Source organism: Amycolatopsis sp. NPDC028719 (assembly GCF_055565395.1).
In genome coordinates, this window is the sequence record NZ_JBVHUL010000004.1 from 228,149 (window position 1) to 253,882 (window position 25,734).

General features: G+C 71.9%; 26 protein-coding genes. 18 read left to right on the plus strand and 8 right to left on the minus strand.

The features are described from left to right. Nucleotides 1-42 precede the first annotated feature (42 nt). The 6 genes from ACZ4TR_RS19485 to ACZ4TR_RS19510 are packed head-to-tail and all read left to right on the plus strand — an operon-like array spanning nt 43 to nt 8,810. The gene (locus ACZ4TR_RS19485) at nt 43-2,088 is read left to right on the plus strand and encodes a hydantoinase/oxoprolinase family protein (RefSeq protein ID WP_465288342.1); all 2,046 of its coding nucleotides are present in this window, start codon (nt 43-45) and stop codon (nt 2,086-2,088) included. Then, a complete protein-coding gene (locus ACZ4TR_RS19490) occupies nt 2,085-3,740 on the plus strand; it encodes a hydantoinase B/oxoprolinase family protein (protein WP_465288343.1) in 1,656 nt (551 codons plus the stop codon). The genes ACZ4TR_RS19485 and ACZ4TR_RS19490 overlap by 4 nt, the downstream gene beginning before the upstream one ends. After that, entirely contained in the window at nt 3,737-4,768 is a 1,032-nt protein-coding gene (locus tag ACZ4TR_RS19495; RefSeq protein ID WP_465288344.1) for a Gfo/Idh/MocA family protein, read from the plus strand. Before ACZ4TR_RS19490 ends, ACZ4TR_RS19495 begins: the two co-directional genes overlap by 4 nt. Then, nucleotides 4,765-5,862, plus strand: a complete 1,098-nt coding sequence (locus ACZ4TR_RS19500; RefSeq protein WP_465288345.1) for an NAD(P)/FAD-dependent oxidoreductase — start codon at nt 4,765-4,767, stop codon at nt 5,860-5,862. Before ACZ4TR_RS19495 ends, ACZ4TR_RS19500 begins: the two co-directional genes overlap by 4 nt. Nucleotides 5,863-5,880: 18 nt before the next feature. Continuing rightward, entirely contained in the window at nt 5,881-7,224 is a 1,344-nt protein-coding gene (locus tag ACZ4TR_RS19505; RefSeq protein ID WP_465288346.1) for an MFS transporter, read from the plus strand. Then, entirely contained in the window at nt 7,224-8,810 is a 1,587-nt protein-coding gene (locus ACZ4TR_RS19510) for a gamma-glutamyltransferase (protein WP_465288347.1), read from the plus strand. The genes ACZ4TR_RS19505 and ACZ4TR_RS19510 overlap by 1 nt, the downstream gene beginning before the upstream one ends. Before the next feature lie 28 nt (nt 8,811-8,838). Here ACZ4TR_RS19510 and ACZ4TR_RS19515 read toward each other — a convergent pair whose 3' ends face one another. Next, nucleotides 8,839-10,488: a RecQ family ATP-dependent DNA helicase gene (locus tag ACZ4TR_RS19515; RefSeq protein WP_465288348.1), complete on the minus strand. Its 1,650-nt coding sequence runs from the start codon at nt 10,486-10,488 to the stop codon at nt 8,839-8,841. Nucleotides 10,489-10,602: 114 nt separating this feature from the next. Here ACZ4TR_RS19515 and ACZ4TR_RS19520 point away from each other — a divergent pair, with 114 nt between their 5' ends. Continuing rightward, entirely contained in the window at nt 10,603-10,983 is a 381-nt protein-coding gene (locus ACZ4TR_RS19520) for a hypothetical protein (protein ID WP_465288349.1), read from the plus strand. A 151-nt stretch (nt 10,984-11,134) separates the two neighbouring features. Here the strand turns inward: ACZ4TR_RS19520 and ACZ4TR_RS19525 are convergent, their stop codons facing one another. Continuing rightward, nucleotides 11,135-11,494 (minus strand): hypothetical protein, encoded by a 360-nt coding sequence (locus ACZ4TR_RS19525; protein WP_465288350.1) that lies wholly within the window; start codon nt 11,492-11,494, stop codon nt 11,135-11,137. 283 nt (nt 11,495-11,777) lie between these two features. Here ACZ4TR_RS19525 and ACZ4TR_RS19530 point away from each other — a divergent pair, with 283 nt between their 5' ends. Next, complete coding sequence (locus tag ACZ4TR_RS19530) at nt 11,778-12,020, plus strand: acyl carrier protein (protein ID WP_465288351.1); 243 nt, start codon at nt 11,778-11,780, stop codon at nt 12,018-12,020. A gap of 125 nt (nt 12,021-12,145) precedes the next feature. Then, on the plus strand, nt 12,146-12,463 hold the full coding sequence (locus ACZ4TR_RS19535) for a hypothetical protein (RefSeq protein ID WP_465288352.1): 318 nt from the start codon (nt 12,146-12,148) through the stop codon (nt 12,461-12,463). A 6-nt stretch (nt 12,464-12,469) separates the two neighbouring features. On the opposite strand, the gene ACZ4TR_RS19540 is transcribed toward ACZ4TR_RS19535, so the two are convergent. Together ACZ4TR_RS19540 and ACZ4TR_RS19545 are read right to left on the minus strand one after the other, a co-directional pair. Further along, nucleotides 12,470-12,919: an OsmC family protein gene (locus tag ACZ4TR_RS19540; RefSeq protein ID WP_465288353.1), complete on the minus strand. Its 450-nt coding sequence runs from the start codon at nt 12,917-12,919 to the stop codon at nt 12,470-12,472. A gap of 11 nt (nt 12,920-12,930) precedes the next feature. Further along, entirely contained in the window at nt 12,931-13,722 is a 792-nt protein-coding gene (locus ACZ4TR_RS19545) for an SDR family oxidoreductase (RefSeq protein WP_465288951.1), read from the minus strand. A 215-nt stretch (nt 13,723-13,937) separates the two neighbouring features. Between ACZ4TR_RS19545 and ACZ4TR_RS19550 the strand changes: the two genes are divergently transcribed. From ACZ4TR_RS19550 to ACZ4TR_RS19560, 3 genes are all read left to right on the plus strand, one after another. After that, nucleotides 13,938-14,795, plus strand: coding sequence for a manganese catalase (locus tag ACZ4TR_RS19550; RefSeq protein ID WP_465288354.1), 858 nt, complete (start codon nt 13,938-13,940; stop codon nt 14,793-14,795). A gap of 179 nt (nt 14,796-14,974) precedes the next feature. Beyond that, nucleotides 14,975-15,412 (plus strand): hypothetical protein, encoded by a 438-nt coding sequence (locus ACZ4TR_RS19555; protein WP_465288355.1) that lies wholly within the window; start codon nt 14,975-14,977, stop codon nt 15,410-15,412. Next, nucleotides 15,409-16,584, plus strand: a complete 1,176-nt coding sequence (locus tag ACZ4TR_RS19560; RefSeq protein ID WP_465288356.1) for a zinc-dependent alcohol dehydrogenase — start codon at nt 15,409-15,411, stop codon at nt 16,582-16,584. The genes ACZ4TR_RS19555 and ACZ4TR_RS19560 overlap by 4 nt, the downstream gene beginning before the upstream one ends. A gap of 67 nt (nt 16,585-16,651) precedes the next feature. Here ACZ4TR_RS19560 and ACZ4TR_RS19565 read toward each other — a convergent pair whose 3' ends face one another. Genes ACZ4TR_RS19565 through ACZ4TR_RS19575 form a run of 3 tightly spaced genes read right to left on the minus strand, consistent with a single transcriptional unit; the run spans nt 16,652 to nt 18,473 of the window. Further along, a complete protein-coding gene (locus ACZ4TR_RS19565) occupies nt 16,652-17,260 on the minus strand; it encodes a DUF3618 domain-containing protein (protein ID WP_465288357.1) in 609 nt (202 codons plus the stop codon). After that, complete coding sequence (locus ACZ4TR_RS19570) at nt 17,257-17,685, minus strand: phage holin family protein (protein WP_364521635.1); 429 nt, start codon at nt 17,683-17,685, stop codon at nt 17,257-17,259. Before ACZ4TR_RS19570 ends, ACZ4TR_RS19565 begins: the two co-directional genes overlap by 4 nt. Further along, complete coding sequence (locus tag ACZ4TR_RS19575) at nt 17,685-18,473, minus strand: hypothetical protein (protein WP_465288358.1); 789 nt, start codon at nt 18,471-18,473, stop codon at nt 17,685-17,687. The genes ACZ4TR_RS19570 and ACZ4TR_RS19575 overlap by 1 nt, the downstream gene beginning before the upstream one ends. Before the next feature lie 205 nt (nt 18,474-18,678). Here ACZ4TR_RS19575 and ACZ4TR_RS19580 point away from each other — a divergent pair, with 205 nt between their 5' ends. From ACZ4TR_RS19580 to ACZ4TR_RS19590, 3 genes are all read left to right on the plus strand, one after another. Beyond that, nucleotides 18,679-19,104, plus strand: a complete 426-nt coding sequence (locus ACZ4TR_RS19580; protein ID WP_465288359.1) for an ATP-binding protein — start codon at nt 18,679-18,681, stop codon at nt 19,102-19,104. A gap of 93 nt (nt 19,105-19,197) precedes the next feature. Beyond that, the gene (gene ctaD, locus ACZ4TR_RS19585; RefSeq protein WP_465288360.1) at nt 19,198-20,970 is read left to right on the plus strand and encodes an aa3-type cytochrome oxidase subunit I; all 1,773 of its coding nucleotides are present in this window, start codon (nt 19,198-19,200) and stop codon (nt 20,968-20,970) included. 147 nt (nt 20,971-21,117) lie between these two features. Then, nucleotides 21,118-21,960: an alpha/beta fold hydrolase gene (locus ACZ4TR_RS19590; protein ID WP_465288362.1), complete on the plus strand. Its 843-nt coding sequence runs from the start codon at nt 21,118-21,120 to the stop codon at nt 21,958-21,960. A gap of 3 nt (nt 21,961-21,963) precedes the next feature. Here the strand turns inward: ACZ4TR_RS19590 and ACZ4TR_RS19595 are convergent, their stop codons facing one another. Further along, complete coding sequence (locus tag ACZ4TR_RS19595; protein WP_465288363.1) at nt 21,964-22,719, minus strand: IclR family transcriptional regulator; 756 nt, start codon at nt 22,717-22,719, stop codon at nt 21,964-21,966. 74 nt (nt 22,720-22,793) lie between these two features. Here ACZ4TR_RS19595 and ACZ4TR_RS19600 point away from each other — a divergent pair, with 74 nt between their 5' ends. From ACZ4TR_RS19600 to dmpG, 3 genes are read left to right on the plus strand one after another with little or no spacing between them, the layout of a single operon-like run. Then, entirely contained in the window at nt 22,794-23,591 is a 798-nt protein-coding gene (locus tag ACZ4TR_RS19600) for a 2-keto-4-pentenoate hydratase (protein WP_465288364.1), read from the plus strand. Beyond that, nucleotides 23,588-24,529 carry an acetaldehyde dehydrogenase (acetylating) gene (locus ACZ4TR_RS19605; RefSeq protein ID WP_465288365.1) on the plus strand — a complete coding sequence of 314 codons (942 nt, stop codon included), beginning with the start codon at nt 23,588-23,590 and terminating at the stop codon, nt 24,527-24,529. The genes ACZ4TR_RS19600 and ACZ4TR_RS19605 overlap by 4 nt, the downstream gene beginning before the upstream one ends. Then, nucleotides 24,526-25,533, plus strand: a complete 1,008-nt coding sequence (dmpG, locus tag ACZ4TR_RS19610; protein ID WP_465288366.1) for a 4-hydroxy-2-oxovalerate aldolase — start codon at nt 24,526-24,528, stop codon at nt 25,531-25,533. The genes ACZ4TR_RS19605 and dmpG overlap by 4 nt, the downstream gene beginning before the upstream one ends. Nucleotides 25,534-25,734 lie beyond the last annotated feature (201 nt).

Consider the following 25,734-nt stretch of genomic DNA (forward strand, 5'->3'; position numbering starts at 1 on the left):
AGTAGCCAATGAGAAGGTTCTCACTCCCGCGAGGCTGAGCACATGACACTTCGGATCGGCGTCGACACCGGTGGCACGTTCACCGACGTCTGCGCTCTCGACGAGCACACCGGGCGCCTGCACGTACGCAAGGTGTCCAGCACCCCGGACGACCCCGGCCGGGCGATCGTGACGGGGGTTTCGCAGCTGCTCGACGAGATCGGCGGCCGCGACCTGGGCGAGGTGACCTACTTCGCCCACGGCACCACCGTCGGCACCAACGCACTGCTCACCGGGCGGGGGGCCCGCACCGGCCTGCTGACCACCGCCGGGTTCCGCGACCTGCTGGAGCTCGGGCGCGGCCGCCGTCCTTCCCTCTACGACCTGCAGGCGGACAAGCCCGCGCCGCTGGTGCCGCGTGACCTGCGCCTCGAAGCCGGCGAGCGGGTCCACCACGACGGCCGCGTCGAGCGTGCCCTCGACCCGGAGCAGGTCCGCGCCCTCGCCCGGCAGCTGCGCGAGCAGCGGGTCGAGGCGGTCGCGGTCTGTTTCCTGTACAGCTTCGTCGATCCCGGGCACGAGCGGACCGCCGAGCGGATCCTCGCCGAGGAGCTGCCGGGCGTGCACGTCTCGGTCTCCTCCGCGGTGCTGCCGGAGTTCCGCGAGTACGAGCGACTGTCCACTGTGGTCGTCAACGCCTACCTCGGGCCGGTGGTCGCCCGCTACCTCGTCCGGCTGCGGACCCGCCTGGCCGAGCTGGGCCTGCGGGTGACCCCGCACGTCACCCAGTCCAACGGCGGCGTCATCCCGTTCGAGACGGCCGAACGGACGCCGTCCCGGATGGTCCTTTCCGGACCCAGCACCGGGGTGGTCGGCGCGGCCGGGATCGCCCGCGCCGCCGGCTTCCCCGACATCATCACCTTCGACGTCGGCGGCACGTCTTCCGACGTTTCGCTCGTGCAGGACGGCGTGCCCAAGGAGTCCACCGGGACCGAGATCGACGGGCGGCCGGTGCGCGCACCGATGCTGGACATCCACACCGTGGGCGCCGGCGGCGGCTCGATCGCCTGGATCGACGCGGGCGGCGCGCTCAAGGTCGGGCCGGGCAGCGCCGGCGCCGATCCGGGCCCGGCCTGCTACGGCCGCGGCACCGAACCGACCGTCACCGACGCCAACGTCGTGCTGCGCGTGCTCAACCCGGAGTACCTGCTGGACGGGCAGATGAAGATCGACGCGAACGCCGCGCACACCGCCGTCGCCACGGTGGCCGGCCCGCTCGGCATGGACGTCCTCGACGCCGCGCAGGGCATCGTGCGGGTCATCACCGCCAACATGGCCCGCGCGATCCGGGTCATCTCCGTGCAGCGCGGCTACGACCCGCGCGACTACACCCTGGTGCCCTTCGGCGGGGCCGGCCCGCTGCACGCCGTGCGGCTGGCCCGCGAGCTGGGCATGCGCACCGTGCTGGTGCCCGAGACCCCGGGCGCGCAGTGCGCGGCCGGGCTGCTGATGACCGACATCCGCGCGGACTTCCTGCGCACCCGCATCATGGCTCCGGAAGAGCCGGGCGTCGCGGGGGTGTTCGCGGAGCTGGAAACCTCCGCGACGACGTGGCTCGCCGAAGAGAACGTGCCGCCGGAGCGCCGCCGCGTCGAGCGGTTCGTGGAAATGCGCTACACGGGCCAGAACCACGAGCTGGCTGTGCCGGTGCCCGACGGCGTCATCACCGCGGACACGGTCACGCAGCTGACCAAGCGGTTCGCCGCCGAGCACGAACGGCTGTACGGCTACTCGGCCGCCGAAGACGCGGTGCAGGTCGTCACCTTCCGGGTGCGGGCCGTCGGCGAGGTGTCCCGCGCCGAGCTGCACCGCGCCCCGCTCGGGGACGCCGACGCGAGCGCCGCGGTCCGCGCCACCCGCGAGGTCTACCTGCCCGAAAGCGGGGGTTTCACGCCCTGTCCCGTCTACGACCGCTCGCGCCTGAACCCCGGGCACCGCGTCGAAGGCCCGGCCGCGGTCGAGCAGATGGACACCACGACCCTGCTGCTGCCCGGCGACGTCGCCGTCGTCGACGAACTGCGCAACCTCGTCGTGACGGTGGGCCGATGACCCCCGCGACGGAAAGGAAGACCATGCAGGACCCCGTGCTGGTGGAAGTGATCGGCTCCGCGCTGTCGTCCATCGTCGAGGAGATGAGCGAGACGCTGGTGCGCGCCGCCTACTCCACCAACATCAAGGAACGCCGCGACTGCACCGCGTCCCTGTTCGACGCGCGCGGCCGGATGCTCGCCCAGGACGAGGGCGGCTCGCCCCTGCACCTGGGCTCGCTGATGGGCGTCGTCGACGAAATCACCCGCCGGTACCCGGCCGGCACGATCGCCGACGGGGACACGTTCATCGGCAACGACCCGTTCACCGGCGGTGGTTCGCACCTGCCCGACATCGTGCTGGTGTCCCCGGTGTTCTTCGAGGGCGAGATCACCGCGTGGGTGGCGAACCTGGCCCACCACGCCGACTTCGGCGACCGCGGGCACGCCCACATCTTCCAGGAGGGCCTGCGCATCCCGCCGGTCCGGCTGATGCGCGGCGGTGAGCTGCAGACCGACCTGTTCGAGCTGATCCTGCTCAACTGCCAGGTGCCGCACGAGCGGCGGGCCGACCTGCGGGCGCAGATCGCCGCGAACCGGCTCGCGGTCGCCCGCTTCACCGAACTGGCGGAGCGGTACGGCCGTGACACGCTCGTCGCGGCCGGCGAGGCGCTGCTGGACTACACCGAGCGGCGCACCCGCGCGGCGATCGCGAAGGTGCCCGACGGGACCTACCCCTTCACCGACCGCTTCGACTGCCCCGAGCTGGACGACGAACTCGACCTCGGCGTCACCGTGACCGTGCGCGGCGACGAGGTGACGTTCGACTTCACCGCCCCGCCGCAGGTCCGGGCCAGCGTCAACGTGGTGTGGACCGCGCTGTACGCGGCGGTCTACTACTCGCTCAAGACGGTGGTGGACCCCGGCATCATCCCCAACGCGGGCCTGCACCGGCCGGTCACGATCAACGCGCCCCGGGGCTCGGTGCTCAACTGCGTGGAACCCGCCGCGGTCAACGGCCGCAGCGAAACCTGCCAGCGAGTGGTCGACCTGATCCACGGCGCCCTCGCCAACGCGGTGCCGGAGACCGTCACCGCCGCGAGCAACGGCGCCAACACCGGCGTGCACTTCTCCGGGGTGGACAGCCGGACCGGCCGCTACTTCGTCTACCTGGAGACGATCGGCGGCGGCTGCGGCGCGCGCCTGACCAAGGACGGCATGGACGGCGTCCAGGTGCACATGACCAACACCAGCAACCTGCCGGTGGAAGCCCTGGAAACCGAGTACCCGCTGGTGGTCGAGGAGTACGCGCTCGTCGACGGCTCCGGCGGCGACGGCCGCACCCGCGGCGGAATGGGCATCCGGCGCACGGTCCGGGTCGAGGAGGCCGACGTCCACTTCTGGCTCGACACCTCGCGGCAGCGGTCCCGGCCGTGGGGCCTGTTCGGCGGCGAGCCGGGCGAGAGCGCCGCAGTGGAGCTGTCCGAAGGGGCGCAACCGGTCGAGCACGGCTACACGCGCCTGCAGCCCGGCGACCGCGTCTCGATCCGGACCGCGGGCGCGGGCGGCTACGGGCCGCCCGCCGAGCGCGACCCGGACGAGGTGCGCCGGGACGTCGCCGAAGGCCGGATCTCCGCCGAGCGGGCCCGGACGGTGTACGGGGTGGAAGCGTGATCCGGACCGCCGTGCTCGGCTTCGGGGTGTCCGGGCGGATCTTCCACGCCCCGTTCCTCGCCGCCGACGACGCCTACTCGCTCGACTTCGTCGTGACGGGCAACGCCGACCGTGCCGCGCAGGCCGCGGCCGAGTATCCACACGCGACAGTGCTTTCCGGAGCGGACGAACTGTTCGCCCGGGCCGCCGACGTCGACCTCGTCGTCCTCGGCACTCCACCCGCGACCCACGCCGATCTCGCGGCGGCCGCCCTCGACCACGGACTCCACGTCGTGGTGGACAAGCCGTTCGCGGTCACCAGCGCGCAGGGCGAGGCCCTGATCGAGCACGCGCACCGGGTGGGCCGGGTGCTCACCGTGTTCCAGAACCGGCGCTGGGACGGCGACTTCCGGACCCTGCGCCGGCTGATCGACGACGGCGAACTGGGCCGCGTGCACACCTTCGAGTCCCGCTTCGAGTGGTGGAAGCCGCAGGGACCGCGGGACTGGAAGGCGGCCACGGGCGTCGCCGACGGTGGCGGGATCCTGTTCGACCTCGGCACCCACCTCGTCGACCAGGCGTGCCGCCTGTTCGGGCCGGTCGCGCAGGTGCACGCCGACGTCCTCCGCCGCGGCGCGGGAGAGGGCGACGACGACACGTTCCTCGTGCTGGCCCACGAGAACGGCACCCGGTCCCGGCTCTTCATGTCCAGTCTCGCGGCGTTGCCCGGGCCGCGGTTCCACGTCCTCGGTGAGAAGGCCGGCTACACCAAGTGGGGCCTGGACCCGCAGGAGCCGGCGCTCAAGGACGGTGCCCGGCCCGGCGACGACGGCTTCGGCCACGAGCCCCGGGAGAACTGGGGCACGCTCGGCGTGCCCGGCGACACCCGGGCCGTCGAGCCGGAACCCGGGGACTACGGCCGGTTCTACCGCCTGCTCGCCGCCGCCATCGAGAACGGCGGCGAGCTCCCGGTCGACCCACGGGACGCGGTGGACGTCCTTCGCATCATCGAGCGGGCGCACGCCCGGAAGGGGGATCTTTCCCGATGACCGCAGGCAAGCACGTCGTGGTGGTGGGCGGGGGCGTTCTCGGCGTCTCCACGGCCACGCACCTGCAGCGCGACGGCGTGACGGTGGTGCTGGTGACCGAAGGCGAGCTGGCCGACGGCGCATCCGGGCGCTCGCTCTCGTGGCTCAACTCGGCCGGGTCCCGCTCGGCCGCCTACCACGCGCTGCGGATGGCCGGCATCGACCGGTACCGCACGCTCTTCGCCGCCGACCCCACCCGCGACTGGCTCCGCTTCGACGGCGGCCTCCACTGGAGCGCCGACCGCGGCGCGATGGAAGACCGGCACCGCGCCGAACTCGCGCACGCGTACGACTCCAAACTGGTCTCACCCGCAGAGATCCCCGGCCTCGACCCGGCCGCGGTCCCCGGGTCCGCTGTGTACAACCCCGGCGAGGGCTGGGTTTCCCTGCCGCACCTGATCGAGCACCTGGCCGCCGAGTTCACCGCGCTGGGCGGGGAGATCGTCACCGGCGCCGGCCCCTCGAGCGTCACGACCGGCGGCGGAGCCGTCACGGGGGTGACCACCGGCAGCGGGCAGCGGTTCGACGCGGACGCCGTCGTCGTCGCCTGCGGCGCGGCCACCCCGTCGGTGGTCGCCGGGCTGGGAGTGTCCATTCCGGACGCTTCGCCGCTGTCGATGCTCGTGCTGACCGAGCCGGCCGACACCGCGGTGCGCACCGTCATGAACACCCCGCGCGTCGCCCTGCGCCCCAACCCGGGGAACACCTTCGCCCTCGACCACCACTGGTACGAGGACCGCATCACCGAGGCGGCCGACGGCACCTGCACGGTCGACGAGTCGGTGGTCAAGGAGCTGACCGCCGAGGCGACCGCCCTGCTCGCCGGCGGGGTCACCCTGACCGCCGCGTCCTGGAAGCTCGGCCGCAAGCCGGTTCCGGGCGACGGCGAGCCGGTGCTCGGTGAGCTGTCCGCGGTGCCGGGCTGCTTCGTCGCCTTCACCCACTCCGGCGCCACGCTCGGCCTGATCGCCGGTGAACTGCTGGCCGGCGAGATCCGCACCGGCGAACCCCACCCCCTGCTGGCGTCCTTCCGGCCGGACCGCTTCCGGCCCTGACTTCGCGAGGAGATCCCGTTGACCGACCACGACACCCGGGAGAGCACGGCCGCCGGGCCGCCCGGATCCGACCTGCGCTCGCGGCGCAGGGTCCTCCTGTCCGCCATGCTCGGCAACGTCGTCGAGTACTACGACTTCGGCCTCTACGGCACGCTGGCGGTCATCATCTCCCGCCAGTTCTTCCCCGCGGGTGACTCGAGCGCGGCCCTGCTGTCGACCTACGCCGGGGTGGTGCTGTCCTACGCGCTGCGGCCGCTGGCCGCGATCGTGCTGGGCCCGCTGGCCGACCTCAAAGGCCGCCGGTTCGTGCTGCTGCTGACGATCGCCGTCATGAGCGTCGGCACGGCGGGCATCGGCCTGCTGCCGAACTACGCGGCGATCGGCATCGCGGCCCCGATCATCCTGCTGCTGTGCCGGATCCTGCAGGGCATCGGGGCCAGCGTCGAGTACACCACGGCCGCCAACTTCATCTTCGAGCACGAGCGCGGCAACCGGCGCAACTACCTGGCCGGGCTGAGCGTGGCGTCCACTTCGGTCGGTCCGCTGCTCGCGACCCTGGTGGCCTACCTGGTGATCTCGGCGATGCCGGCCCCGGCGTTCAACGCGTGGGGCTGGCGGATCCCGTTCCTGCTGGCGATCCCGATGGCGCTGATCGGCATCTACATCCGCCGTCACGTCGAGGAAACGCCGCAGTTCAAGGAAATGGCGGAGCTGGCCGAACGCAGCAAGGTCAAGCAGACGCCGTTCCGCACGGCGGTGCGCGAGCACTGGGGCGCGATGCTGCGCGCCATCGGCCTGGGCGCCGGCCAGCGGGTCGGGTCGTTCGTCATCCAAGCCTACTTCGTCACCGCGATGGTCAAGGCCGGGTTCGCCGAGAACAACGCGCTGCTGGCGTCCCTGCTCACCTACGCGATCGGGCCGCTCCCGGCGATCTGGGGCGGCAAGCTCGCCGACAAGCACGGGGCACGGATCCCGCTGGTCGTCGGCTACGGCCTGTTCGTCGTGCTGACGGTGCCGACGTTCCTGGCCATCGGCTCGGGTTCGCTCTGGCTGGCGGTGGTCGCGGTGGTCGCGTTCACCTTCATCAACAACTTCGTCGGCGCGCCGCTGACCACCGCGTACGTGATGAGCTTCCCGGCCGAGGTGCGGGCGAGCGCGTCGGCGCTCAACTACAACATCGGCACGACCGCGCTGGGTTCGACGGCCGGCCTGATCGCGGTGTGGCTGTTCGGCCTGACCGGCAGCAACGCGGCCTTCGGCTGGTACATGACGGTGATCTGCGTCGTCTCGATCCTGGTGGCCCTGTTCGCCATGCCGCACGCGGTCGACGAGCGGCGGCGCAGCTCGCTGACGGAGGCCTGATGGACCGGCAGACGGCCGCCGAACTCGCCCGCCGGGCGGCCTACGGCCCGAAGGAGCCGGTCGAGGCCCGCCACGGCATGGTCGTGACCTCGCACCCGCTGGCGGTGCGGGCCGGCCTCGACGTCCTGCGCGAGGGCGGCACGGCCGGTGACGCCGCCCTCGCCGCGGCCGCGACCCAGCTGGTGGCCGAACCGCACATGACGGCCCTGACCGGCGGGCTGGGAATGCTGTACTACAACGGCGAAACCGGCGAGGTGGACTACCTCAACGGCAACGTGGCCGCGCCGCTGGCGCCGCTGCCCGGGTTCACCGGCGCCGACCTGACCACCGGCCGGGGCGTGCCCGTGCCCGGCTGGTGGCCGGCCTTCCGGGCCGCGCACGCACGGTTCGGCCGGTTGCCCCGCGCGAGGTTGCTGCGCGACGGCATCGAGCTGGCGCGGGACGGCTTCGAGGTCAATCCCTACCTGTTCGGCGAGATGTACGCGCACCGGGCGGAACTGGGCTGTCACGAGCAGGGGCGGGAGGCGTTCCTGCCCGAGGGAACTCTCGTGGCGCCCGGAGGGACACTGCGTCAGGAACGCGTCGCGCGCACGCTGGAACGGTTGCGGGACGAGGACCTGGACTACTACCTCGGCGACTTCGCGCGGGCGTTCGGCGCCGAATGCCGGCGCGGCGGCGGCGTGATCACGCCCGACGACTTCGCCGCCTACGAGGCCCGCTGGCACACCCCGCTGCGGGGCACCTACCGGGACGCCGAGATCGTCACGTCCGTGCCGCCCGACGACGGCGGGTGCCAGCTCATCGAAGCGATGAACCTGCTGGAGCTGTCGGACCTGCGTTCGTGGGGTCCGGCGCACTCGTCGGTGGAGACCCTGGAGCTGCTGACGGACGTGCACGACGAGGTGTACTACGCCCCGCCGCGCACCGCGGCCACCGACGTCGAGACGCTGCTGTCCAAGGAGTACGCGGCGCGGCGGATGACCCGGCTCGGCGCCGCTCCCCCGTCCGTGCCGGTGCCGGTGCCCGGCACGATCCACGTCACCGTGGTCGACGCGCAGCGCAACGTCGCCTCGGTGACGCACTCGCACATGGCCTCGCCGTGGGTCAACGGCCTGTTCGCCGAGGGCTTCCAGCTTTCCGGCGGCGGATCGTTCTTCCAGCGGGCGATGCCGTGGCCGGGTGAGCGCGCCGCGGTCTACCTGGCGCCGAACCTGGTGCTGCGGGACGGCGTACCGGTCATCGCGTCCGGGTCGCCGTCGGTGTCGCTGGTCGCGTGCGTGCTGCAGAACCTGGTGAACCTGCTCGACTTCGGCCTGTCCATCGAGGACTCGGTGGCGGCGCCGAGGTTCGGGGTCCGGCCGCACGAACCCGCGTCCGGCTGGCTGCCGGGCGTGACGCTCGAGCACGGTTTCGACCCCGGCGTCGCCACGGAGTTCCGCCGCCGGTGCGCCGGGCGCGGCCGGTGGCTGCGCGACCTGGGCCCGTGGCACTCCCTGACCGGCAACTTCGAAGGGATCACGCTCTCCGGCGTTCTGCTGCGCTCGTGCGCGGACCCCCGCCGCAACGGCGCGGCGGAAGGTTACTGAAGCCGCGGAACAGGTCGTCAGGCTCCGCTCAATCCCCCGCGACGGTTTTGAGGAGGCTCTGTTCGCGGACCGCGGGCGCCGACAGCGTCTTGTAGCCGTGGTCGTCGAACACGACGGTCACCTTGTCGTCGTCCGCGGACATCACCGTGCCGCGGCCCCACTCCGCGTGCTCGACCGTGCTGTTGGCGGGAAAGGCGCCGCTGCCGGACGGTTGAGCCTCGGCGGTACCGGCGGCGCACGTGTCGCAGTTGCCGCAGGGCCGGTCGAGCTGCTCTCCGAAGTAGCCGAGCAGGTACTGCCGGCGGCACCCCGTCGTCTCGGCGTAGCCGCGCATCATCTCGATGCGGGACCGGATCAGGCGCTGGTGGGTTTCGGCGGCCTCGACACCCCGCTCGACGGCCTGTCCGGGGTCCGCGGCGGCATCCCGGTATTCGAGGCGGCCGTCGTCGGTGACGCCGACCGAGCCGGTCTGCTCCAGCAGGTTGACCGCCCGGGTGCGCTGGGCCGCCGAGACGTCCACCTCCTTGCCGAGCTCGGCCGGCTTCACGGGCGCGTCGTGCCCGGCGAGGGTGGTGGCCACCTCCGCCAGCGCCTGCTCCGGTGCTTTCGCCGCGGTGAGGAACTTCTGCCTGCCCAGGTCCCGAGGCCGGTGGTACAGCGTGATTTCGGCCGGTTCGCCGTCTCGGCCGGCGCGGCCGATCTGCTGGTAGTAGGTGTCGAGCGACTCCGGCGCCGACGCGTGCAGCACGAACCGCAGGTCGGCCTTGTCGATCCCCATCCCGAACGCCGAGGTGGCCACGACCGCGTCGAGCTCGCCGCGCAGGAACTGTTCGTGCACCCGCTCGCGGTCGGCCGCCTTCATCCCGGCGTGGTAGGCCGCCACGCGGACGCCGGCCGCGTCGAGCTCCCCGGCGTAGGTTTCGGCGTCCTTCCGGCTGGTGACGTAGACCAGCCCCGGCCGGGTGGCCGGATCCGCGGTCAGCGCCCGCGTCCGCGTGAGGACGGCCTGGTGCCGGTCGTCGTCGTTCGGCAGCGGGTCGACGCCGAGGCGCAGGTTGGGGCGGTCGAAGCTGGCGAGCACCTCCCGGTGGTCGCGCAGTCCCAGCCGCCGCACGATGTCGGTGCGCACGGGCAGCGCCGCGGTCGCGGTCAGGGCGATCACCCGCGGGTGCCCGAGCCGCTCGACCACCGGCGCCAGCCGCAGGTAGTCCGGCCGGAAGTCGTGCCCCCACGCCGAAACGCAGTGCGCCTCGTCCACCACGAACAACGACACCCCCAGCTCGGCGACGGCGTCGAGGACTTCGTCGGAGGCGAGCTGTTCCGGGGACAGGAACAGGTATTCGGCGGTACCGCGGCGCAACGCCTCCCAAGCGTGCTCGCGCTCGGCGGCGCGCTGGGCGGAGTTCAGCGCCACGGCTTCCGGGGCACGGCTGTCCTCGATGCCCTCGATCTGGTCGTTCTGCAGGGCGATCAGCGGCGACACGACCAGCGTCGGACCGTCCAGGAGCAGCGCGGGCACCTGGTAGATCGCCGACTTGCCGGCCCCGGTGGGCAGCACGGCGAGCACATCGTGCCCGGCCATCACCTGCTCCATCGCTTCCAGCTGCTCACGGGTCAGCCGGGACCAGCCGAAGTTCTCGGCCGCGATCCGCTGGAGTTCGTCGCGTCTTCCTGCCATCCGCCGCAAGTACCCGTACTTCGCGGCCGGAAACGAGAGCGTGGCCGGTGCTGCCGGAGGTTTCGCCGGGCGCGATCGGGGCAGCCTCCGGGTCCGAGCGAAGGAGGTGCCGCGGTGACCGAACCGCACCAGCCCTACGACCCACCCCAGGACACCGGCGCGCCGGACGCGGTGGAGACCGATCCGGCGGCGCTGAACAGCGCCGAAGACCTCGACGAGGACCGCCTTCGCCAGGATCCTCTCGAAGAGGCCATGGACCCGCCCGAGCACTGGACCGGTGTCACGAAGTACGGCATGACGCCGTGGGAGCAGGCCCACGACCGCCCGCTCGGCGACCGGCTGGCCGAGGAGCGGCCCGACGTCGACGCCGTGACGCCCGCGGTGCACGAGGGCGACCTCGGCGCGAGGGATTACGAGGAAGAGCTCGGCATCTCCGCCGACGTCGCCGGCGGCTCGATGCCGGAGGAGATCCGGGAACCCCTGCCGCCCGAGTGAGCCCAGGGCGGCGCCACGTTCCCGGCTGTTTCGCCGCGATACCGGGTGGGACCGGCGCACTCGTCGTTCTCGTGGCCGGTCCCACCCCGCGTCGGTGCCGCGCCTCAGCCGGCTTTCGCCCGCATCAGCGGGCGGCCTCGGCGCGGGAACCTCAGTTGCCCTGGCTCGTGCCGCCGTCGGCCACGCCACTGGCGGCGCAGTTGTACGGGGACTCGCCGCTGGCCTCGTGCTCGCCCGGCGACAGGACCGGCACGCCGATGCCGTTCGCGACGTCGCGGACCGGCACCTGGACGCCGAGCACGTTGACGTTGTTGTCGCAGAACCCGACCGTGGCGTTGACGTTGTGCAGCGCGTCGGTGTTGTTCAGGTTGAGCAGGCCGAGCTGGCCGTTGGAGTCGTACGCGCCGTGGTGGTGCTCGTAGCCGCCCGGGGTGTCGGCGGCGGCGACGCCACCGGCCAGGAAAGCGCCGGCCGCCATGGCCGTCGCGACGAAACCGATCTTCTTCAGCATGCGTGAACTCCTCGAATGAACAATTGCGTTGGACTGAGCGGGAGCGAATGGTCCGCGTCGCGCGAAGCGAAAACTACTGGCGTTTCCGCACATTGTTCCACCGGGGGACACCATCGTGTGATGACCGCGATCCGCTGACCGCGCAATCGTTGGTCCGATCGGGTTCTCCCGGATCGGCACAAGAAGCTTCGATGCCATGTATCGATCGGCAGGTGCCGGGTACTCCGAGGCGGAGCGGCCCACCGGCCGCGCTCAGCCAGCACCACGAAGATGGGAGATACCCATGGCCACCGGGGAAACCGGATTCGACGACGTCACCTTCGACCTCGTGTCGGTGCAGTACCACGCCCTGAAGGCGGGCCACGACTACGGCCAGTACGTGCGCGACGCCGACAACGCGGGGCGGCAGGACATCGCCGACTTCTTCCGCAAAGTGATGGAGGAGGACTCCGCGCGAGCCAAGCAGTGCCACGAATTCCTGAAGGAGCTGTCCGGCAGTTCGGAGTCCGGCCCGGCGGTGTCGTGAATCGGTGGTCTCGTCGTCCCGCCGGCCGGGCGGGACGACGGGACCCGGCTCCGGCTTTCGTCGCTTCGCGACACAATGCGTTCCCGGCCGCTGTTTGTCCGGCGGCCGGCCGGGTAATGGAGGACATGCCCCTCAGCACTGCGTGCACGGTCTGGCAGGTGCGGCTCGTCGACGACGCCCGCTACCGGGTGCGGTACTGCTGCCGCGGCGGTCCCGCCGGCACGTTCGACCTCTTGCTGACCCCGGCCGCGGGCCTGCCCCCGGTCGACGACGCCGACCTGGTGCTCGCGGCGGCCGGCGTGCTCATCGACCGCATGCTGCGCGGTGGTCTCGCCCTGCCGGACGAAAACGACCTGGAGACGCTCGCCCGCACGGATCCCGCGTTCGTCCCGGAGCTGCGCCGGCGCTTGGGCGTGCCCGACGCCGTGCCGCAGCCCCGGTGACAGCGGTCAGTTCTGCCCCGGATCGGCGGGACCGCTGTGGTGCTGGAGCGCCAACCCACGCTCACGGTCGAAGGTCACCGCGACCTTGCCGCCGACGAGCGGGCACAGCCGCAGCGCTTCGCGGGTGACGGCGTCGTAGAGCGAGTCGGTGCTCGCACCGGGCAGGTACACCTCGACGGTCGCGCGCAGTTCGTAGCCGCCGTCGTGGCGGGCGGCCAAGGTGACCTTGGCGGTCACGACGCTTTCGGCGGCCTCCACCGCCAACGACGTCGCGGCGATCGTCAGCGACTGGTGCAGGCAGGTGGCCAGGGCCGCGGCGTAGAGGCGCTCCGGGTTCAGCGGATCGGCGGTGCCGTCGCCCGGCTCGCCGACGGCGTACGCCAGGTCGCCCCGGCCGTCGACCCGGACGCTTCCCCGGCTGGAGGTCGCCTCCGTCGAGTAGATCTCGTCGGCCATCACGTCTCCGCTCAGAGGATCGGCTTGCCACCGGTCACCGCGACGCGCGCGCCGGACACGTAGCTGCCGTCGTCGGAGGCGAGCAGCACGTACACCGGCGCCAGCTCCGCCGGCTGGCCCGCACGGCCCAGCGGCACCTGCTGCCCGAACGACTTCACCTGCTCCGCCGGCATCGTCGACGGGATCAGCGGCGTCCAGATCGGCCCCGGCGCCACGCTGTTGACGCGGATCCCCTTCGGGCCGAGCAGCTGGGCGAGCGCGGCGCACATGTTGGCGACGCCCGCCTTCGTGACGTCGTAGGGCATCAGCTGCGGACTAGGGTTGTCGGAATTCACCGACGAACTGCCGATGATCGACGCCCCGGCCTTCAAGTGCGGCACGGCGGCTTTGGCGAGGTGGAAGAACGCGCTGAGGTTGGTCGCGAGCGTGTGGTCCCACTCCTCGTCCGGGATCTCTTCCAGCGTTTCGTGCGTCATCTGGAAAGCGGCGTTGTTCACCAGGACGTCGAGCCGGCCGAACTCCTCCACCGCCCGGGCGACCAGGGCCCGGCAGTGCGCCGGATCGGCGACGTCACCGGGCACGACGACGGCCTTGCGCCCCGCCTCCTCCACCCAGCGCCGCGTCTCTTCCGCGTCGTCGTGCTCGTTCAGGTAGGAGATCAGGACGTCGGCGCCCTCCCGCGCGTACGCGATCGCCACCGCGCGGCCGATCCCGCTGTCCGCACCGGTGATGAGGGCGGCCTTCCCGGTCAGCTTGCCGGAACCGCGGTAGGTGTGCTCCCCGTGGTCGGGCCGCGGGGTCATCTCCGCCGTCGATCCGGGCGGGCTCTGCTGCTGGGCGGGCTGGGACACGGAGTCCTCCTCGGGCGACGGGACACGACGGTTCCTGGTACCCCCGCGACTCCGTTTCACACGAGCCGAGACCGCGTTCACTCGCACGGTTAACCGTCCGCTAACCGGGAATGCAGGCGGCGACCGCCGGTCCCGGCGTGCCCCGATCCGACGACGGAGGGATCACCGTGTTCCGTCACACGAAACTGCTGCAGTTCGAAGCCAAGCCCGAAAAGCCCGACCCCGTCTACGCCCACAAGCTCCAAGAGCTCATCGGCGGCGCCTACGGCGAGATGACCGTGACGATGCAGTACCTGTTCCAAGGCTGGAACTGCCGCATCGAAGGCAAGTACAAAGACCTCATCATGGACACCGCCACCGAAGAAATCGGCCACGTCGAAATGCTCGCCACCATGGTCGCCCGCCTCCTCGAAGGCGCCCCCGCCACCATGACCGCCGAAGCCGTCAAAGACCCCGTCATGGCCGCCGTCATCGGCGGCATGGACCCCCAGCAGGCCATCGTCGCCGGCGGCGGCGCCCTGCCCGCCGACTCCAACGGCTACCCCTGGAACGGCAAGTACATCGTCGCCTCCGGCAACCTGCTCGCCGACTTCCGCGCCAACGCCGCCGCCGAAGCCCAAGGCCGCCTGCAGACCGCCCGCCTCTACAACATGACCGACGACCCCGGCGTCAAAGCCATGCTCAAGTTCAACCTCGCCCGCGACACCGTCCACCAGAAGCAATGGCTCGCCGCGATCGAAGAACTGAAGGCCGACGGGCTCGAAGACGACATCGCCCCCAACGCCCTGCTCGACGAAGAAGACCAGACCCACAACCACACCATCTGGCACCTCTCCGACGGCCCCGACGGCGCCAAGGGCACCAGCTGGACCACCGACGCCGGCATCGAGTACCTGATGGACCCGAAGCCGCTCGGCGGGCCGGGCACCGCGCCGAAGCCGGACCCGGCGCTCTACGGCACCTACGCACCGCTGCAGGACGCCAAGGGCACCGCGAAAGCGAAAGCCAAGACCGTGAAGAAGTGACCATCGCCGGCTTCGCGAAAGTGTTCCGGAGGTTCGCCCTCCGGAACACTTTCACGGCGAAAGCTCCGTCTCGATGTCGGCCCACCTCGCGGACGCTGTCGCCGATCCGCCGTGTGTTCCCGGGAATAGCGGGAAGGCCGGCCGGGACACGAGGCACCCGGCAGAATCGAGGACCCGGCATGAAATGGTCGTTCGGAGCACTCGCCGTCGCGGGGATCGCGGTGAGCACGGCCGCGGCCCGGCGGCGGACCGCGCCGCCGGACCGATGGCTCGGCGTGACCGTCAACCTGCCCCCGGAGCAGGTCGAAAACGACCCGCGGCTCAAGGAGGCGTTCGGGGCACTCGACGGCGACGCCGAGACCCGCCTGCGGCCGGCACCCGGCGGCCGGGGCACCGAACTGGCCGCGAAGCCACGCCGGCCGGCGGCGAACGCCGCGGCGCGGCTGGCCGGCCGCGACCCCCGGCAACCGGTGCGCAGCGCCCTGCGGGACATCAAGTCGGTGCTGGAAACGGGCGAAGTGATCCGCCCGGACGCGCCGACCACCGGGAAACCGACCCCGGGCGGGATGCTCGTCCGCCTGGCCACCCGGCGCGCCGGCGGGGAGGGACGGCTGTGAAGGCACTGTGCTGGCAGGGCGTGAACAAGCTTTCGGTCGAAGAGGTCTCCGACCCGGAGATCCGCAACGAGCAGGACGTGGTCCTGAAGGTCACCGCGACCACCACCTGCGGCTCGGACCTGCACCTCATCGGCGGCTACATCCCGGCCATGGAGGCCGGGGACGTGCTCGGCCACGAGTTCCTCGGCGAGGTCGTCGAGGTCGGGTCGGAGGTGCGCAAGCACAAGGTGGGCGACCGGGTCGTCGTCTGCTCGTTCATCGGCTGCGGCCGGTGCTGGTACTGCGCGCACGACTTGTGGGCGTTGTGCGACAACAGCAACACCAACCCGGGCATCGGCTCGGCCCTGTTCGGTTACGAGCCCGGCGGCATCTTCGGCTACTCCCACGCGATGGGCGGGTTCCGGGGCAGCCACGCCGAATACGTCCGGGTCCCCTTCGCCGACTACGGCGCGTTCCCGGTACCCGAAGGGCTCGATGACGACAGCGCGTTGTTCGCTTCGGACTCGGTGCCGACGGGCTGGATGGGTGCCGACCTGGGCGGTGTCCAGCCCGGGGACACCGTGGCGGTGTGGGGCTGCGGGGCGGTCGGGCAGATGGCGGCCAAGGCGGCGATGCTGCTGGGTGCCGAGCGGGTGTTCTCGATCGACCGCTACCCGTACCGGCTGCGGATGACCGAGCAGCACATCGGCTCGGAGACGATCGACTACTCGAGCACCGACGTCGGCGCCGAACTGCGGGAGCGCACCGGCGGCCGCGGCCCGGACGTCTGCATCGAAGCCGTCGGCATGGAAGCCCACAGCGCCGGTGCGCACCACCTGTACGACCGGGTCAAGCAGCAGGTGCGGCTGGAGACCGACCGGCCGGACGCGGTCCGGGAAGCCATCTACTCCTGCCGCAAGGGCGGGACCGTCTTCGTGCTCGGTGTGTTCGCCGGTGTCGTCGACAAGTTCCCGCTCGGCGCGATCGTCAACAAGGGCCTCACCGTGCGCGGGTCACAGCAGCACGGCCAGCGCTACGTCCCGATGCTGCTCGACCGGATGGCCCGCGGTGAGCTGTCCACCGCCCACCTGGCCACCCACCGCATGCCGCTGGCGGACGGCCCGCGCGCCTACGACCTGTTCAAGCACAAGAAGGACGACTGCCTGCGGGCTGTGCTCCACCCCGGTCGCTGACGTCGCCGCCACCACGAAAGCGGGCTCGGCGCGCACTCCGTGAAGGAGAGCGCGCCGAGCCCGTGGCTCAGGACGAGCGCACGTTCTGCTGGGCCTCCTGGGCGCGGTCGGTGACGTCGCCGGTCGCCGACCGGGCTTCGTCCTTGACCGTCGACGCGCTTTCCGCCGCCTCGGACCGCACCGACTCCGCGGCCTGCTGCACCGGCTCCCGCAGGTTCTCCTTGACTTCCTCCGCCACGTGCTTGGCCGCCGGTGCCACGTGCTCGCGGGCCAGGTCCGTCGCCTGGCCGGCCAGCCGGCGTTCCGGGTCGCTCGCCGGGATCAGGGACGACACCAGCCAGCCGGCGCCGAACGCGATCAGGCCGGCCGCCAGCGGGTTGCCCTGCGTCCCCCGGCGGATCGACGCCGGGGCGTCACCGACCGCGTCGGCCGCGGAGCTCACCTTGTCGCTCGCCGTCGAGGCGACGGACCCCGCCTTGTCCCCTGCCGCCGACGCGTGGTCGGCGGCGGTTCCCATCACCCGGTCGCGGGCGCCGCCGAGCGCCGTGCGGACCCGGCCGACGCGGCGTTCGACGATGCGGCCGGGGCTCACCTTCTCGGTCAGCGCGTTCACGTCCGTGCTCAGATTCCGCTGGGTACCTTCGATTTCCCGGCGGATCCGGTCGGGTTCGGTCATGGTCGTCCACCTTTCAGTGCGTCGGGCACCTGCTGCAGGGTCTCGACGGTTCGCTCGGGTTTCGGGTTGATCCGGCGGAACGCGGCGCGGCCCGTCGCGTAGAGCACCGCGCCGGCGACCACCCACACCGCCGCGACGATCAGGGCGGCCCAGCCCTCGTCCATCACGTTCGCCAGGCCCTGCCACAGGGCCAGCGAGAGGAACAGCACGACCATGTAGCCGGCGAACCCGGCGCCGCCGAACATGCCGGCGCCCTTCGCGGCTTTGGCCGCTTCGGTCTTGACTTCGGCTTTCGCCAGCTCGACTTCCTGCCGCACGAGCGTGGAAACGTCGTTCATCACGTTGGTCAGCAGCTCGCCGACCGAGGTGCCGGCGACGTCGACGGGTTCGTCCGCCCGCGAAGCGGGCCCGGGTGCCTGCGTCATCACGGCACCTGCCCGGGAGCGGAGAAGCGCGGGCTCGGCTGCGGGAGCGCGTCCGGCGGCTGAGGTGCGTTGTAGCCGCCGGGAGCGGCCGGAGCCGCGCCGGGGACGGCGGGTGCGCCCGGCTGCGGCCCGTTGTACCCACCCGGGGCCGCACCGGGGGCTCCCGGCCCGGACGCGGGGGAGCCGGGCTGCGGCGCGGGGTACCCGCCCGGCTGGGGCAGCGCGGGGGTCGCGGCCGGACCGGCGTGCGAAGGCGGCGGGGTCGCCTGGCCGTCCGCCGAGCCACCGGAATCTTCCTTCTGCTGGGCGACGACGCCTCGCGTCAGCCGGCCGACCAGCGCCCCGGCCACGGCCGCGCCCACGAGGAACGTGCCGGGACGGCGGCGGGCGAAGCGCCGCACCTCGTCGAGCAGGTCGCCGGGTTCACGGTGCTCGAGCCAGTCCGCGACCGTGCGCGTCCGGTCGGACACCTGGCGCGCGACGTCGGCGGCCACGCCGGGAGAGTCGGTCTGCCCGGCCATCCGGTCGAGCTCTCCGGCCAGCTGGTGGAGGCTCTGCGCCGCCTTGCGCTGGCCGTCCCTGGCCTGCGTCTCCAGCTGCTCCCGGCCTTCGCGGAGCAGGTCGCGTGCTTCCCGCTGGGCGTGCGCGGCCACGTGTTTCGCTTCGTCCGCGGCGGTGTGCGCGACTTCGCCACCCCGGTCGGCGGCGGTCGTCGCGACCTCGCGGGCTTCGTCCTTGGCTGCTTGCGGCTTCGACGGCGGTGACTGGCCGCCGGGTCCCTGGGTCATCTCGTCCTCCTTGCGCTGGAGACACTTTCCGGTGCCCGGTGCGCTCATCGGCTGCGTAGGGCGGCGGGCTACCCGGGAGGTTCCGGGATAAACCGCGCACGGATCGGCCCGAAGTTGCATCCACGGCCCGTGCGTAACAGGCGCGAGGAGCGGGTATGCGGTTCCCTTCGAGCGAAGAGACGCCGGTTTCCGGAGGTAGTGCACGGTGGCGTTCGACTGGGCGGACGAGGACCCGGGTTCCTGGGCGGTCCTGGACATGACGGGGACGGACCCCACCGAGCTGTCGACAGCTCGCTGGTGGGCCGAAACGAAGCTCGGCACGCTCGCCGAACCCGACCGGATCGACACCTTGATGGTCGTCGCGGAACTGCTGGACAACGCCTACCGGCACGGCGGCGGCCCCCGGCAGCTACGGATCCGCTACCGGCACCGGCCCTGCGACGTCACCGTGGCCGTCATCGACGCCGGCACCGGAAACCCGCGGCGGCGGGCCCCCGACCGGGGAGGCGGCCGCGGGCTGCTGATCGTGGACCGGTTGTGCGCCGGCTGGGGAGTGCGCCACCACGACGACGGCAAGCTCGTCTGGGGCCGCCTTCCCTGCACGGCGCGCGAAGCGCAAGAGGCACCGTAGCCGCCAGCGGTTCGGCGGACGTGTATGCGGCGCCGGCCGGGGTATCTGCGCGCCGACCTGCTTTCCCGACGGCGGCGACGAGGTGCATGTCCGATGACCGACACGGCGGCCCGGCCCGTTCCCATCCCCCATCGCCCGGCGTGGCGCGCCCCGCGCGGCTCGGCGATCCTGAAAACGCTGCGCACCACCGACCACAAGACGATCGGTGTGCTGTACCTGACGACGTCGTTCGGGTTCTTCCTCATCGGCGGCCTGACCGCGCTGCTGATGCGCGGGGAGCTGGCCCGGCCCGGCATGCAGTTCCTGTCCCCCGAGCAGTACAACCAGCTGTTCACCATGCACGGCACGATCATGCTGCTGCTCTACGCCACGCCGAACCTCTTCGGCTTCGCCAACTTCGTCCTGCCCCTGCAGATCGGCTCACCGGACGTCGCGTTCCCCCGGCTCAACGCCTTCTCCTACTGGCTCTACCTCTTCGGCGGCCTCGTCGTCCTCTCCGGCTACCTCACCCCGGGTGGCCCGCCCGACTTCGGCTGGACGGCGTACACACCGCTGTCCAACGCCATCCATTCCCCCGGCGTCGGCGGGGACCTCTGGATCGCCGGCCTGATCGTCACCGGCCTCGGCACCATCCTCGGCGCGGTCAACATGGTCACGACCGTGGTGTGCCTGCGCTGCCCCGGGATGCTCATGTGGCGGATGCCGATCTTCACCTGGAACATCCTGTTCACCTCGGTGCTGATCCTGCTCGCCTTCCCGATCCTCACCGCCGCGCTGTTCGGGCTGATGGCCGACCGGCACCTCGGCGCGCACGTCTTCGACCCCGAAAACGGCGGGGCGATCCTCTGGCAGCACCTGTTCTGGTTCTTCGGCCACCCCGAGGTCTACGTGGTCGCCCTGCCCTACTTCGGGATCGTCACCGAAATCATTCCCGTGTTCAGCCGAAAACCCCTCTTCGGCTACAAGACGATGGTGTTCGCGACCATCGCGATCACCGCGCTGTCCGTCGCGGTGTGGGCACACCACATGTTCGCCACCGGCGCCGTGCTGCTGCCGTTCTTCTCCTTCATGACCTTCCTCATCGCGGTACCCACCGGGATCAAGTTCTTCAACTGGATCGGCACCATGTGGAAGGGCTCGGTCACGTTCGAGTCGCCGATGCTGTGGTCCATCGGGTTCCTGGTCACGTTCCTGCTCGGCGGCCTCACCGGCATCATCCTCGCGTCGCCGCCGCTGGACTTCCACGTCCACGACAGCTACTTCGTCGTCGCCCACTTCCACTACGTGCTGTTCGGCACGATCGTGTTCGCCACCTTCGCCGGGATCTACTTCTGGTTCCCCAAGATCACCGGCCGGGTGCTCGACGAGGGACTGGCGAAGTGGCACTTCTGGACGACGTTCCTCGGCTTCCACACGACGTTCCTCGTCCAGCACTGGCTCGGCGACGCGGGCATGCCGCGCCGCTACGCCGACTACCTCTCCAGCGACGGCTTCACCGGCATGCACACGGTGTCCACGATCGGCGCGTTCCTGCTCGGCCTGTCGGTGCTGCCGTTCATCTGGAACGTCGTGAAGACCTACCGCTACGGCGAGCCGGTCGACGCCGACGACCCGTGGGGCTTCGGCAACTCCCTCGAATGGGCGACGACCAGCCCGCCGCCGCGGCACAACTTCCTCGAGCTGCCGCGGATCCGTTCCGAACGGCCCGCGTTCGAGCTGCACTACCCGCACATGATCGAGCGGATGCGCGCCGAAGCGCACATCACGAAGGGGCACCCGAAGGACGCCGCATCCCCGTTCGAGGTCGCCGCGGGCGCCACGCAGCCCGACGAGCAGGGCGAGACCGAAGATCCTCGGGGCCGGTGACGCCCGTCCGCCTCACCGCGGGCGGTCCGGCACCGCGCTGACCACCCCGGACGCCGGAAGATCGCCGAACGTCGGAGGTTTCGGCGCCGGTTTCGGGGAACTCTCCGGTATGCCCGGCCGCGCCCGGCCGGAGTTGGGAGGCCGGTCGTGTCCGCTGTCGAAACCGTCCGCCCCGGACCGCGCGAATCGGTGCTCGCCGCTCTCTTGGGCATCCCCCGGCTTCTCCGGCACACCGTGTGGCAGCCCGCCGACCCCCACGAGGGCCGCGGCCTCGGGGTGCTGCTGACCCCCGGTTTCGGCCTCGGCGACTACAGCCTCGCGCTGACCGCGTCCTGGCTGCACCACCGCGGCTACCGGCCGGCCAGTGCCCGCATCGGCCACTCCGTGGGCTGCACCCGGGTCCTGGTCGACCGCCTGGAGCGGCGAGCCGAGCAGCTCGCCGACGCGACCGGCGCCCCGGTGCTGCTGTTCGGGCAGAGCTGGGGCGGCGCGCTCTCCCGGCTGCTCGCCGTCCGCCGGCCGGACCTCGTCCACGGGCTGGTGATGCTGGCCAGCCCCGTGCTCGACCCGCTCGGCGCCCACCCGAACGTCATCCGGATCGCCCGGGCGCTCGCCCGGCTCTCGGCGGCGGGCCTGCCGGGGCTCCTCGACCGGGACTGCCTCTCCGGCCCGTGCTTCACCGACAACATGCGCGCGCTGACGGCTCCGCTGCGCGTACCGGCCATCGCCGTGCACTCGCCCGAGGACCGGATCGCGCCCACCCGGCTGTGCCTGGACCCCTACGCCGAGCACGTCGAGGTGCGCGGCAGCCACACGGGCATGGCCTTCGCCCCGGACGTGTACCTCGCGCTGGGACCCCGGCTCGCCGCGTGGGCGGCGAAGTCCCCGGTGCCGTGCACCCCGCGGCCGATCGGATCGGGCCGTGGCGCCCCGGGGGTCGACGGTGGTCCGGGCGCCCCCGACGTCTTGAGCTGGCCCGCCACGGCGTGACGGTCACGGCTCCCCGGAGCGGCGCAGCGTGCGGGACAGGCCCAGCGCGGCCGTCCGCACCGCCGGGGCGAGGTGGGCCGGCCGGAACTGTTCGCGCGGGACCGCCACCGACAGGGCCGCGACGGCGACCGCGCCGGAGAACACCGGGGCCGCGATGCAGCTCACCCCGAGTACCGCCTCCTGTTCCTCGTAAGCGAGGCCGGACACCTGTATCTGCTCCAGCGCCGTCCGCAGCCGGACGGGGTCGGTGATCGAGAAGGCCGTCAGCTGCGGCAGCGGATCCGCGAGGATCGCGTCCGCCAGCTCGGGCTCGGAGAACGCGAGCAGCGCCTTACCGATCGCCGTGCAGGTCAGGGGCAGCCGGCCGCCGATCCGGGAGGGCAGGGGGACGGCGTCGTGACCGTGGATGCGTTCGAGGTACACGACGTCGCGGTCGTCGCGGATGCCGAAGTGGACGGTCTGGCGGGTGCCTTCGAACAGGTCCTGCAGGAACGGCAAGGCCGTCTCGCGGAGGTCGTGCCGGCGGGGCACGAGCGAGCCCAGCTCGAACAGCGTGCCGCCCAGCCGGTACCGCTCGCCATCGCGTTCCAGCAGCCCGAGGCGGACCAGGTCGCCGACGAGGCGGAACGCCGTGGTCTTGGTCAAGCCCGCCGCGACGGCCAGTTCCGTCAGGCGGAACTCCCCACCCTGCGGACGGAAGACGTCCAGCACCGCGGCGGCTTTGTCGAGCATGTTGCCGGCCTCGCTGTTCCGTGTCACGGAACGAACTTTGGCATACCGCGTGCGCTCCGCCTATACCTGGCACATCTCATTCCCGCTTCCGGAGGTACCCGATGAACGAGGCTGTCCCCAAGGCCGCGGACGTGCTCGCGGCCGCGGCCGAGACCGCCACGCCGTGTCCGCCGATCCGCGACCTCTTCGCCGACGGTGACATCGACGCGGCCTACGAGGTGCAGCGGCTCACCGTCGAGCGCGTCCTCGCGGCCGGGCAGCGCCTGGTCGGGCGCAAGATCGGCCTGACCTCGCCGGCCGTGCAGCGCCAGCTGGGCGTGGACCAGCCCGACTTCGGGGCGTTGTTCGCCGACATGGCCCTCGACAACGAGGGCACGGTTCCCGCGGGCCGGCTGCTGCAGCCCAAGGTGGAAGCGGAAATCGCGCTGATCCTCGGCGCCGACCTGCCCGGTCCGGACTGCACGATCGCCGACGTGCGCGCGGCCACGGCGTTCCTCGCCCCGGCCCTCGAGATCGTCGACAGCCGGATCGCCGGCTGGGACATCACCATCGTCGACACGGTCGCCGACAACGCCTCGTCCGGCCTGTTCGTCCTCGGTGACACCCGCGTGTCCCTCGACGACCTCGAACCCGCCGAAGTCGAGATGCAGCTGCACCGCGACGGCGAGCTCGTCTCGGCGGGCAGCGGCCGGGACTGCCTCGGCGACCCGCTCAACGCCGCGGCCTGGCTCGCCTCGGCCCTCGCCCGGCGGGGCGAACCGCTGCGGGCCGGCGACATCGTCCTCACCGGTGCGCTGGGCCCCATGGTCACCGTCACGCCCGGCGACGTCTTCACCGCCCGGATCTCCGGCCTCGGCTCCGTCACGATCAGCTTCGCCCCGGAAGGAGCCGGCTCATGACCGATCGACCGAAAGTGGCGATCATCGGCCCGGGCAACATCGGCACCGACCTGATGATCAAGGTCCTGCGGCTGTCGGACCACCTCGACGTCGCCGCCATGGCCGGCATCGACCCCGAATCCGACGGGCTCGCCCGGGCTCGCCGGCTCAAGGTCGCCACCACGCACGAGGGCGTCGACGGTCTCGTGCGGCTGGACGAATTCGCCGACGTCCGCTACGTCTTCGACGCCACCTCGGCGGGCGCGCACCGCCACCACGACGAGGTCCTGCGCGCCCTCGGCCGCACCGTCATCGACCTCACGCCCGCCGCCCTCGGGCCCTACGTCGTGCCGCCGGTCAACCTCGGCGAGCACCTCGGCGCTCCCAACGTCAACATGGTCACCTGCGGCGGCCAGGCCACCATCCCGATCGTGGCCGCGGTCGCCGCGGCGACGCCGGTGCACTACGGCGAGATCATCGCGTCGATCTCGTCGCGCTCGGCGGGCCCGGGCACGCGGGCCAACATCGACGAGTTCACCGAGACCACCGCGTCGGCGATCGAAAAGGTCGGCGGAGCTGCGCGGGGCAAGGCCATCATCGTCCTCAATCCCGCCGAGCCGCCGCTGATCATGCGCGACACCGTGCACTGCCTCGTGTCCGGTGTGGACACCGAAGCCGTCACCGCGTCCATCGAGGAGATGGTCGGACGGGTGCAGGCCTACGTCCCGGGTTACCGGCTGAAGCAGAAGGTCCAGTTCGAGACGGTCACCACCGACGACCCGCTGCACCGGCTGGTCCCGCGCGAAGCACCCTCCGACGCGGTCAAGGTTTCGGTGTTCCTCGAGGTCGAGGGCGCCGCGCACTACCTGCCCGCCTACGCCGGCAACCTCGACATCATGACCTCGGCCGCGCTGCGGACCGCCGAACGCATGGCCGCGCACCAGGAGGCCCTCCGATGACCGAGCTGTACATCCAGGACGTCACCCTGCGGGACGGCATGCACGCCATCCGGCACCGCTACAGCGTCGAGCAGGCGCGGGCGATCGCCGGGGCGCTGGACGCGGCCGGCGTGGCCGCGATCGAGATCGCCCACGGGGACGGGCTGTCCGGCTCCAGCATCAACTACGGCGTCGGCGCGCACACCGACTGGGAGTGGATCGAAGCGGTCTGCGACGTCACCCGCCGTGCCGTCCCGACCACCTTGCTGCTGCCCGGCATCGGCACCCTGCGCGACCTGCGGGAGGCGCACCGCCTCGGCGTCCGCTCGGTCCGGATCGCCACGCACTGCACCGAGGCCGACATCTCCGCGCAGCACATCGGCGCCGCCCGCGAACTCGGCATGGACGTCGCCGGGTTCCTGATGATGTCGCACATGGCCGAGCCGGACGAGCTCGCGAAGCAGGCCAAGCTCATGGAGTCCTACGGCGCCGCGTGCGTCTACGTCACCGACTCCGGCGGCCGCCTCACCATGGACGGTGTCCGCGACCGCGTCCGCGCCTACCGGGACGTCCTCGAACCGGAGACGCAGATCGGCATCCACGCCCACCACAACCTCGCGCTCGGCGTCGCCAACAGCGTCGTCGCGGTCGAAAACGGCGTGGTCCGGGTCGACGCGTCCCTGGCCGGGCAGGGCGCCGGCGCGGGCAACTGCCCGTTGGAGGCGTTCATCGCGGTGGCCGACCTGATGGGCTGGGACCACGGCTGCGAGCTGTTCCCGCTCATGGACGCCGCCGACGACCTGGTGCGCCCGCTGCAGGACCGCGAGGTGCGCGTCGACCGCGAGACTCTCAGCCTCGGCTACGCGGGCGTGTACTCGAGCTTCCTCCGCCACGCCGAGGCGGCCGCGGTGCGCTACGGCTTGGACACCCGGACGATCCTCGTGGAGGTCGGCCGGCGGGGCATGGTCGGCGGCCAGGAGGACATGATCACCGACATCGCACTGGACCTCGCTGCCGCGCGGTGAAGCGCCGCCGGTGTCTTGCGTCCGAGGTTGTCCACGGTGCCGGGCAAGCGCTTCACTGTGGCCTTGGTTACGTCCGGCGCCGAACGGCGCGATCATCCAAAGTGGAGGGTGCCCGGGTCACGCCGGCGCGTCCCACGGCTCGGGCACGGCTCACCTCTGGCCCACGGCTTCCTGCCGGCGCACCCGGCCGCGCCGGCAGGA

Bases quoted from the DNA above. Each gene is read 5' to 3' on its own strand.
- ACZ4TR_RS19485 (WP_465288342.1), top strand. From the start codon at position 43: ATGACACTTCGGATCGGCGTCGACACCGGTGGCACGTTCACCGACGTC.
- ACZ4TR_RS19490 (WP_465288343.1), top strand. From the start codon at position 2,085: ATGACCCCCGCGACGGAAAGGAAGACCATGCAGGACCCCGTGCTGGTG.
- ACZ4TR_RS19500 (WP_465288345.1), top strand. From the start codon at position 4,765: ATGACCGCAGGCAAGCACGTCGTGGTGGTGGGCGGGGGCGTTCTCGGC.
- ACZ4TR_RS19510 (WP_465288347.1), top strand. From the start codon at position 7,224: ATGGACCGGCAGACGGCCGCCGAACTCGCCCGCCGGGCGGCCTACGGC.
- ACZ4TR_RS19515 (WP_465288348.1), bottom strand. From the start codon at position 10,488: ATGGCAGGAAGACGCGACGAACTCCAGCGGATCGCGGCCGAGAACTTC.
- ACZ4TR_RS19525 (WP_465288350.1), bottom strand. From the start codon at position 11,494: ATGCTGAAGAAGATCGGTTTCGTCGCGACGGCCATGGCGGCCGGCGCT.
- ACZ4TR_RS19530 (WP_465288351.1), top strand. From the start codon at position 11,778: ATGGCCACCGGGGAAACCGGATTCGACGACGTCACCTTCGACCTCGTG.
- ACZ4TR_RS19535 (WP_465288352.1), top strand. From the start codon at position 12,146: ATGCCCCTCAGCACTGCGTGCACGGTCTGGCAGGTGCGGCTCGTCGAC.
- ACZ4TR_RS19540 (WP_465288353.1), bottom strand. From the start codon at position 12,919: ATGGCCGACGAGATCTACTCGACGGAGGCGACCTCCAGCCGGGGAAGC.
- ACZ4TR_RS19545 (WP_465288951.1), bottom strand. From the start codon at position 13,722: ATGACCCCGCGGCCCGACCACGGGGAGCACACCTACCGCGGTTCCGGC.
- ACZ4TR_RS19555 (WP_465288355.1), top strand. From the start codon at position 14,975: ATGAAATGGTCGTTCGGAGCACTCGCCGTCGCGGGGATCGCGGTGAGC.
- ACZ4TR_RS19565 (WP_465288357.1), bottom strand. From the start codon at position 17,260: ATGACCGAACCCGACCGGATCCGCCGGGAAATCGAAGGTACCCAGCGG.
- ACZ4TR_RS19570 (WP_364521635.1), bottom strand. From the start codon at position 17,685: ATGACGCAGGCACCCGGGCCCGCTTCGCGGGCGGACGAACCCGTCGAC.
- ACZ4TR_RS19575 (WP_465288358.1), bottom strand. From the start codon at position 18,473: ATGACCCAGGGACCCGGCGGCCAGTCACCGCCGTCGAAGCCGCAAGCA.
- ctaD (WP_465288360.1), top strand. From the start codon at position 19,198: ATGACCGACACGGCGGCCCGGCCCGTTCCCATCCCCCATCGCCCGGCG.
- ACZ4TR_RS19600 (WP_465288364.1), top strand. From the start codon at position 22,794: ATGAACGAGGCTGTCCCCAAGGCCGCGGACGTGCTCGCGGCCGCGGCC.
- ACZ4TR_RS19605 (WP_465288365.1), top strand. From the start codon at position 23,588: ATGACCGATCGACCGAAAGTGGCGATCATCGGCCCGGGCAACATCGGC.
- dmpG (WP_465288366.1), top strand. From the start codon at position 24,526: ATGACCGAGCTGTACATCCAGGACGTCACCCTGCGGGACGGCATGCAC.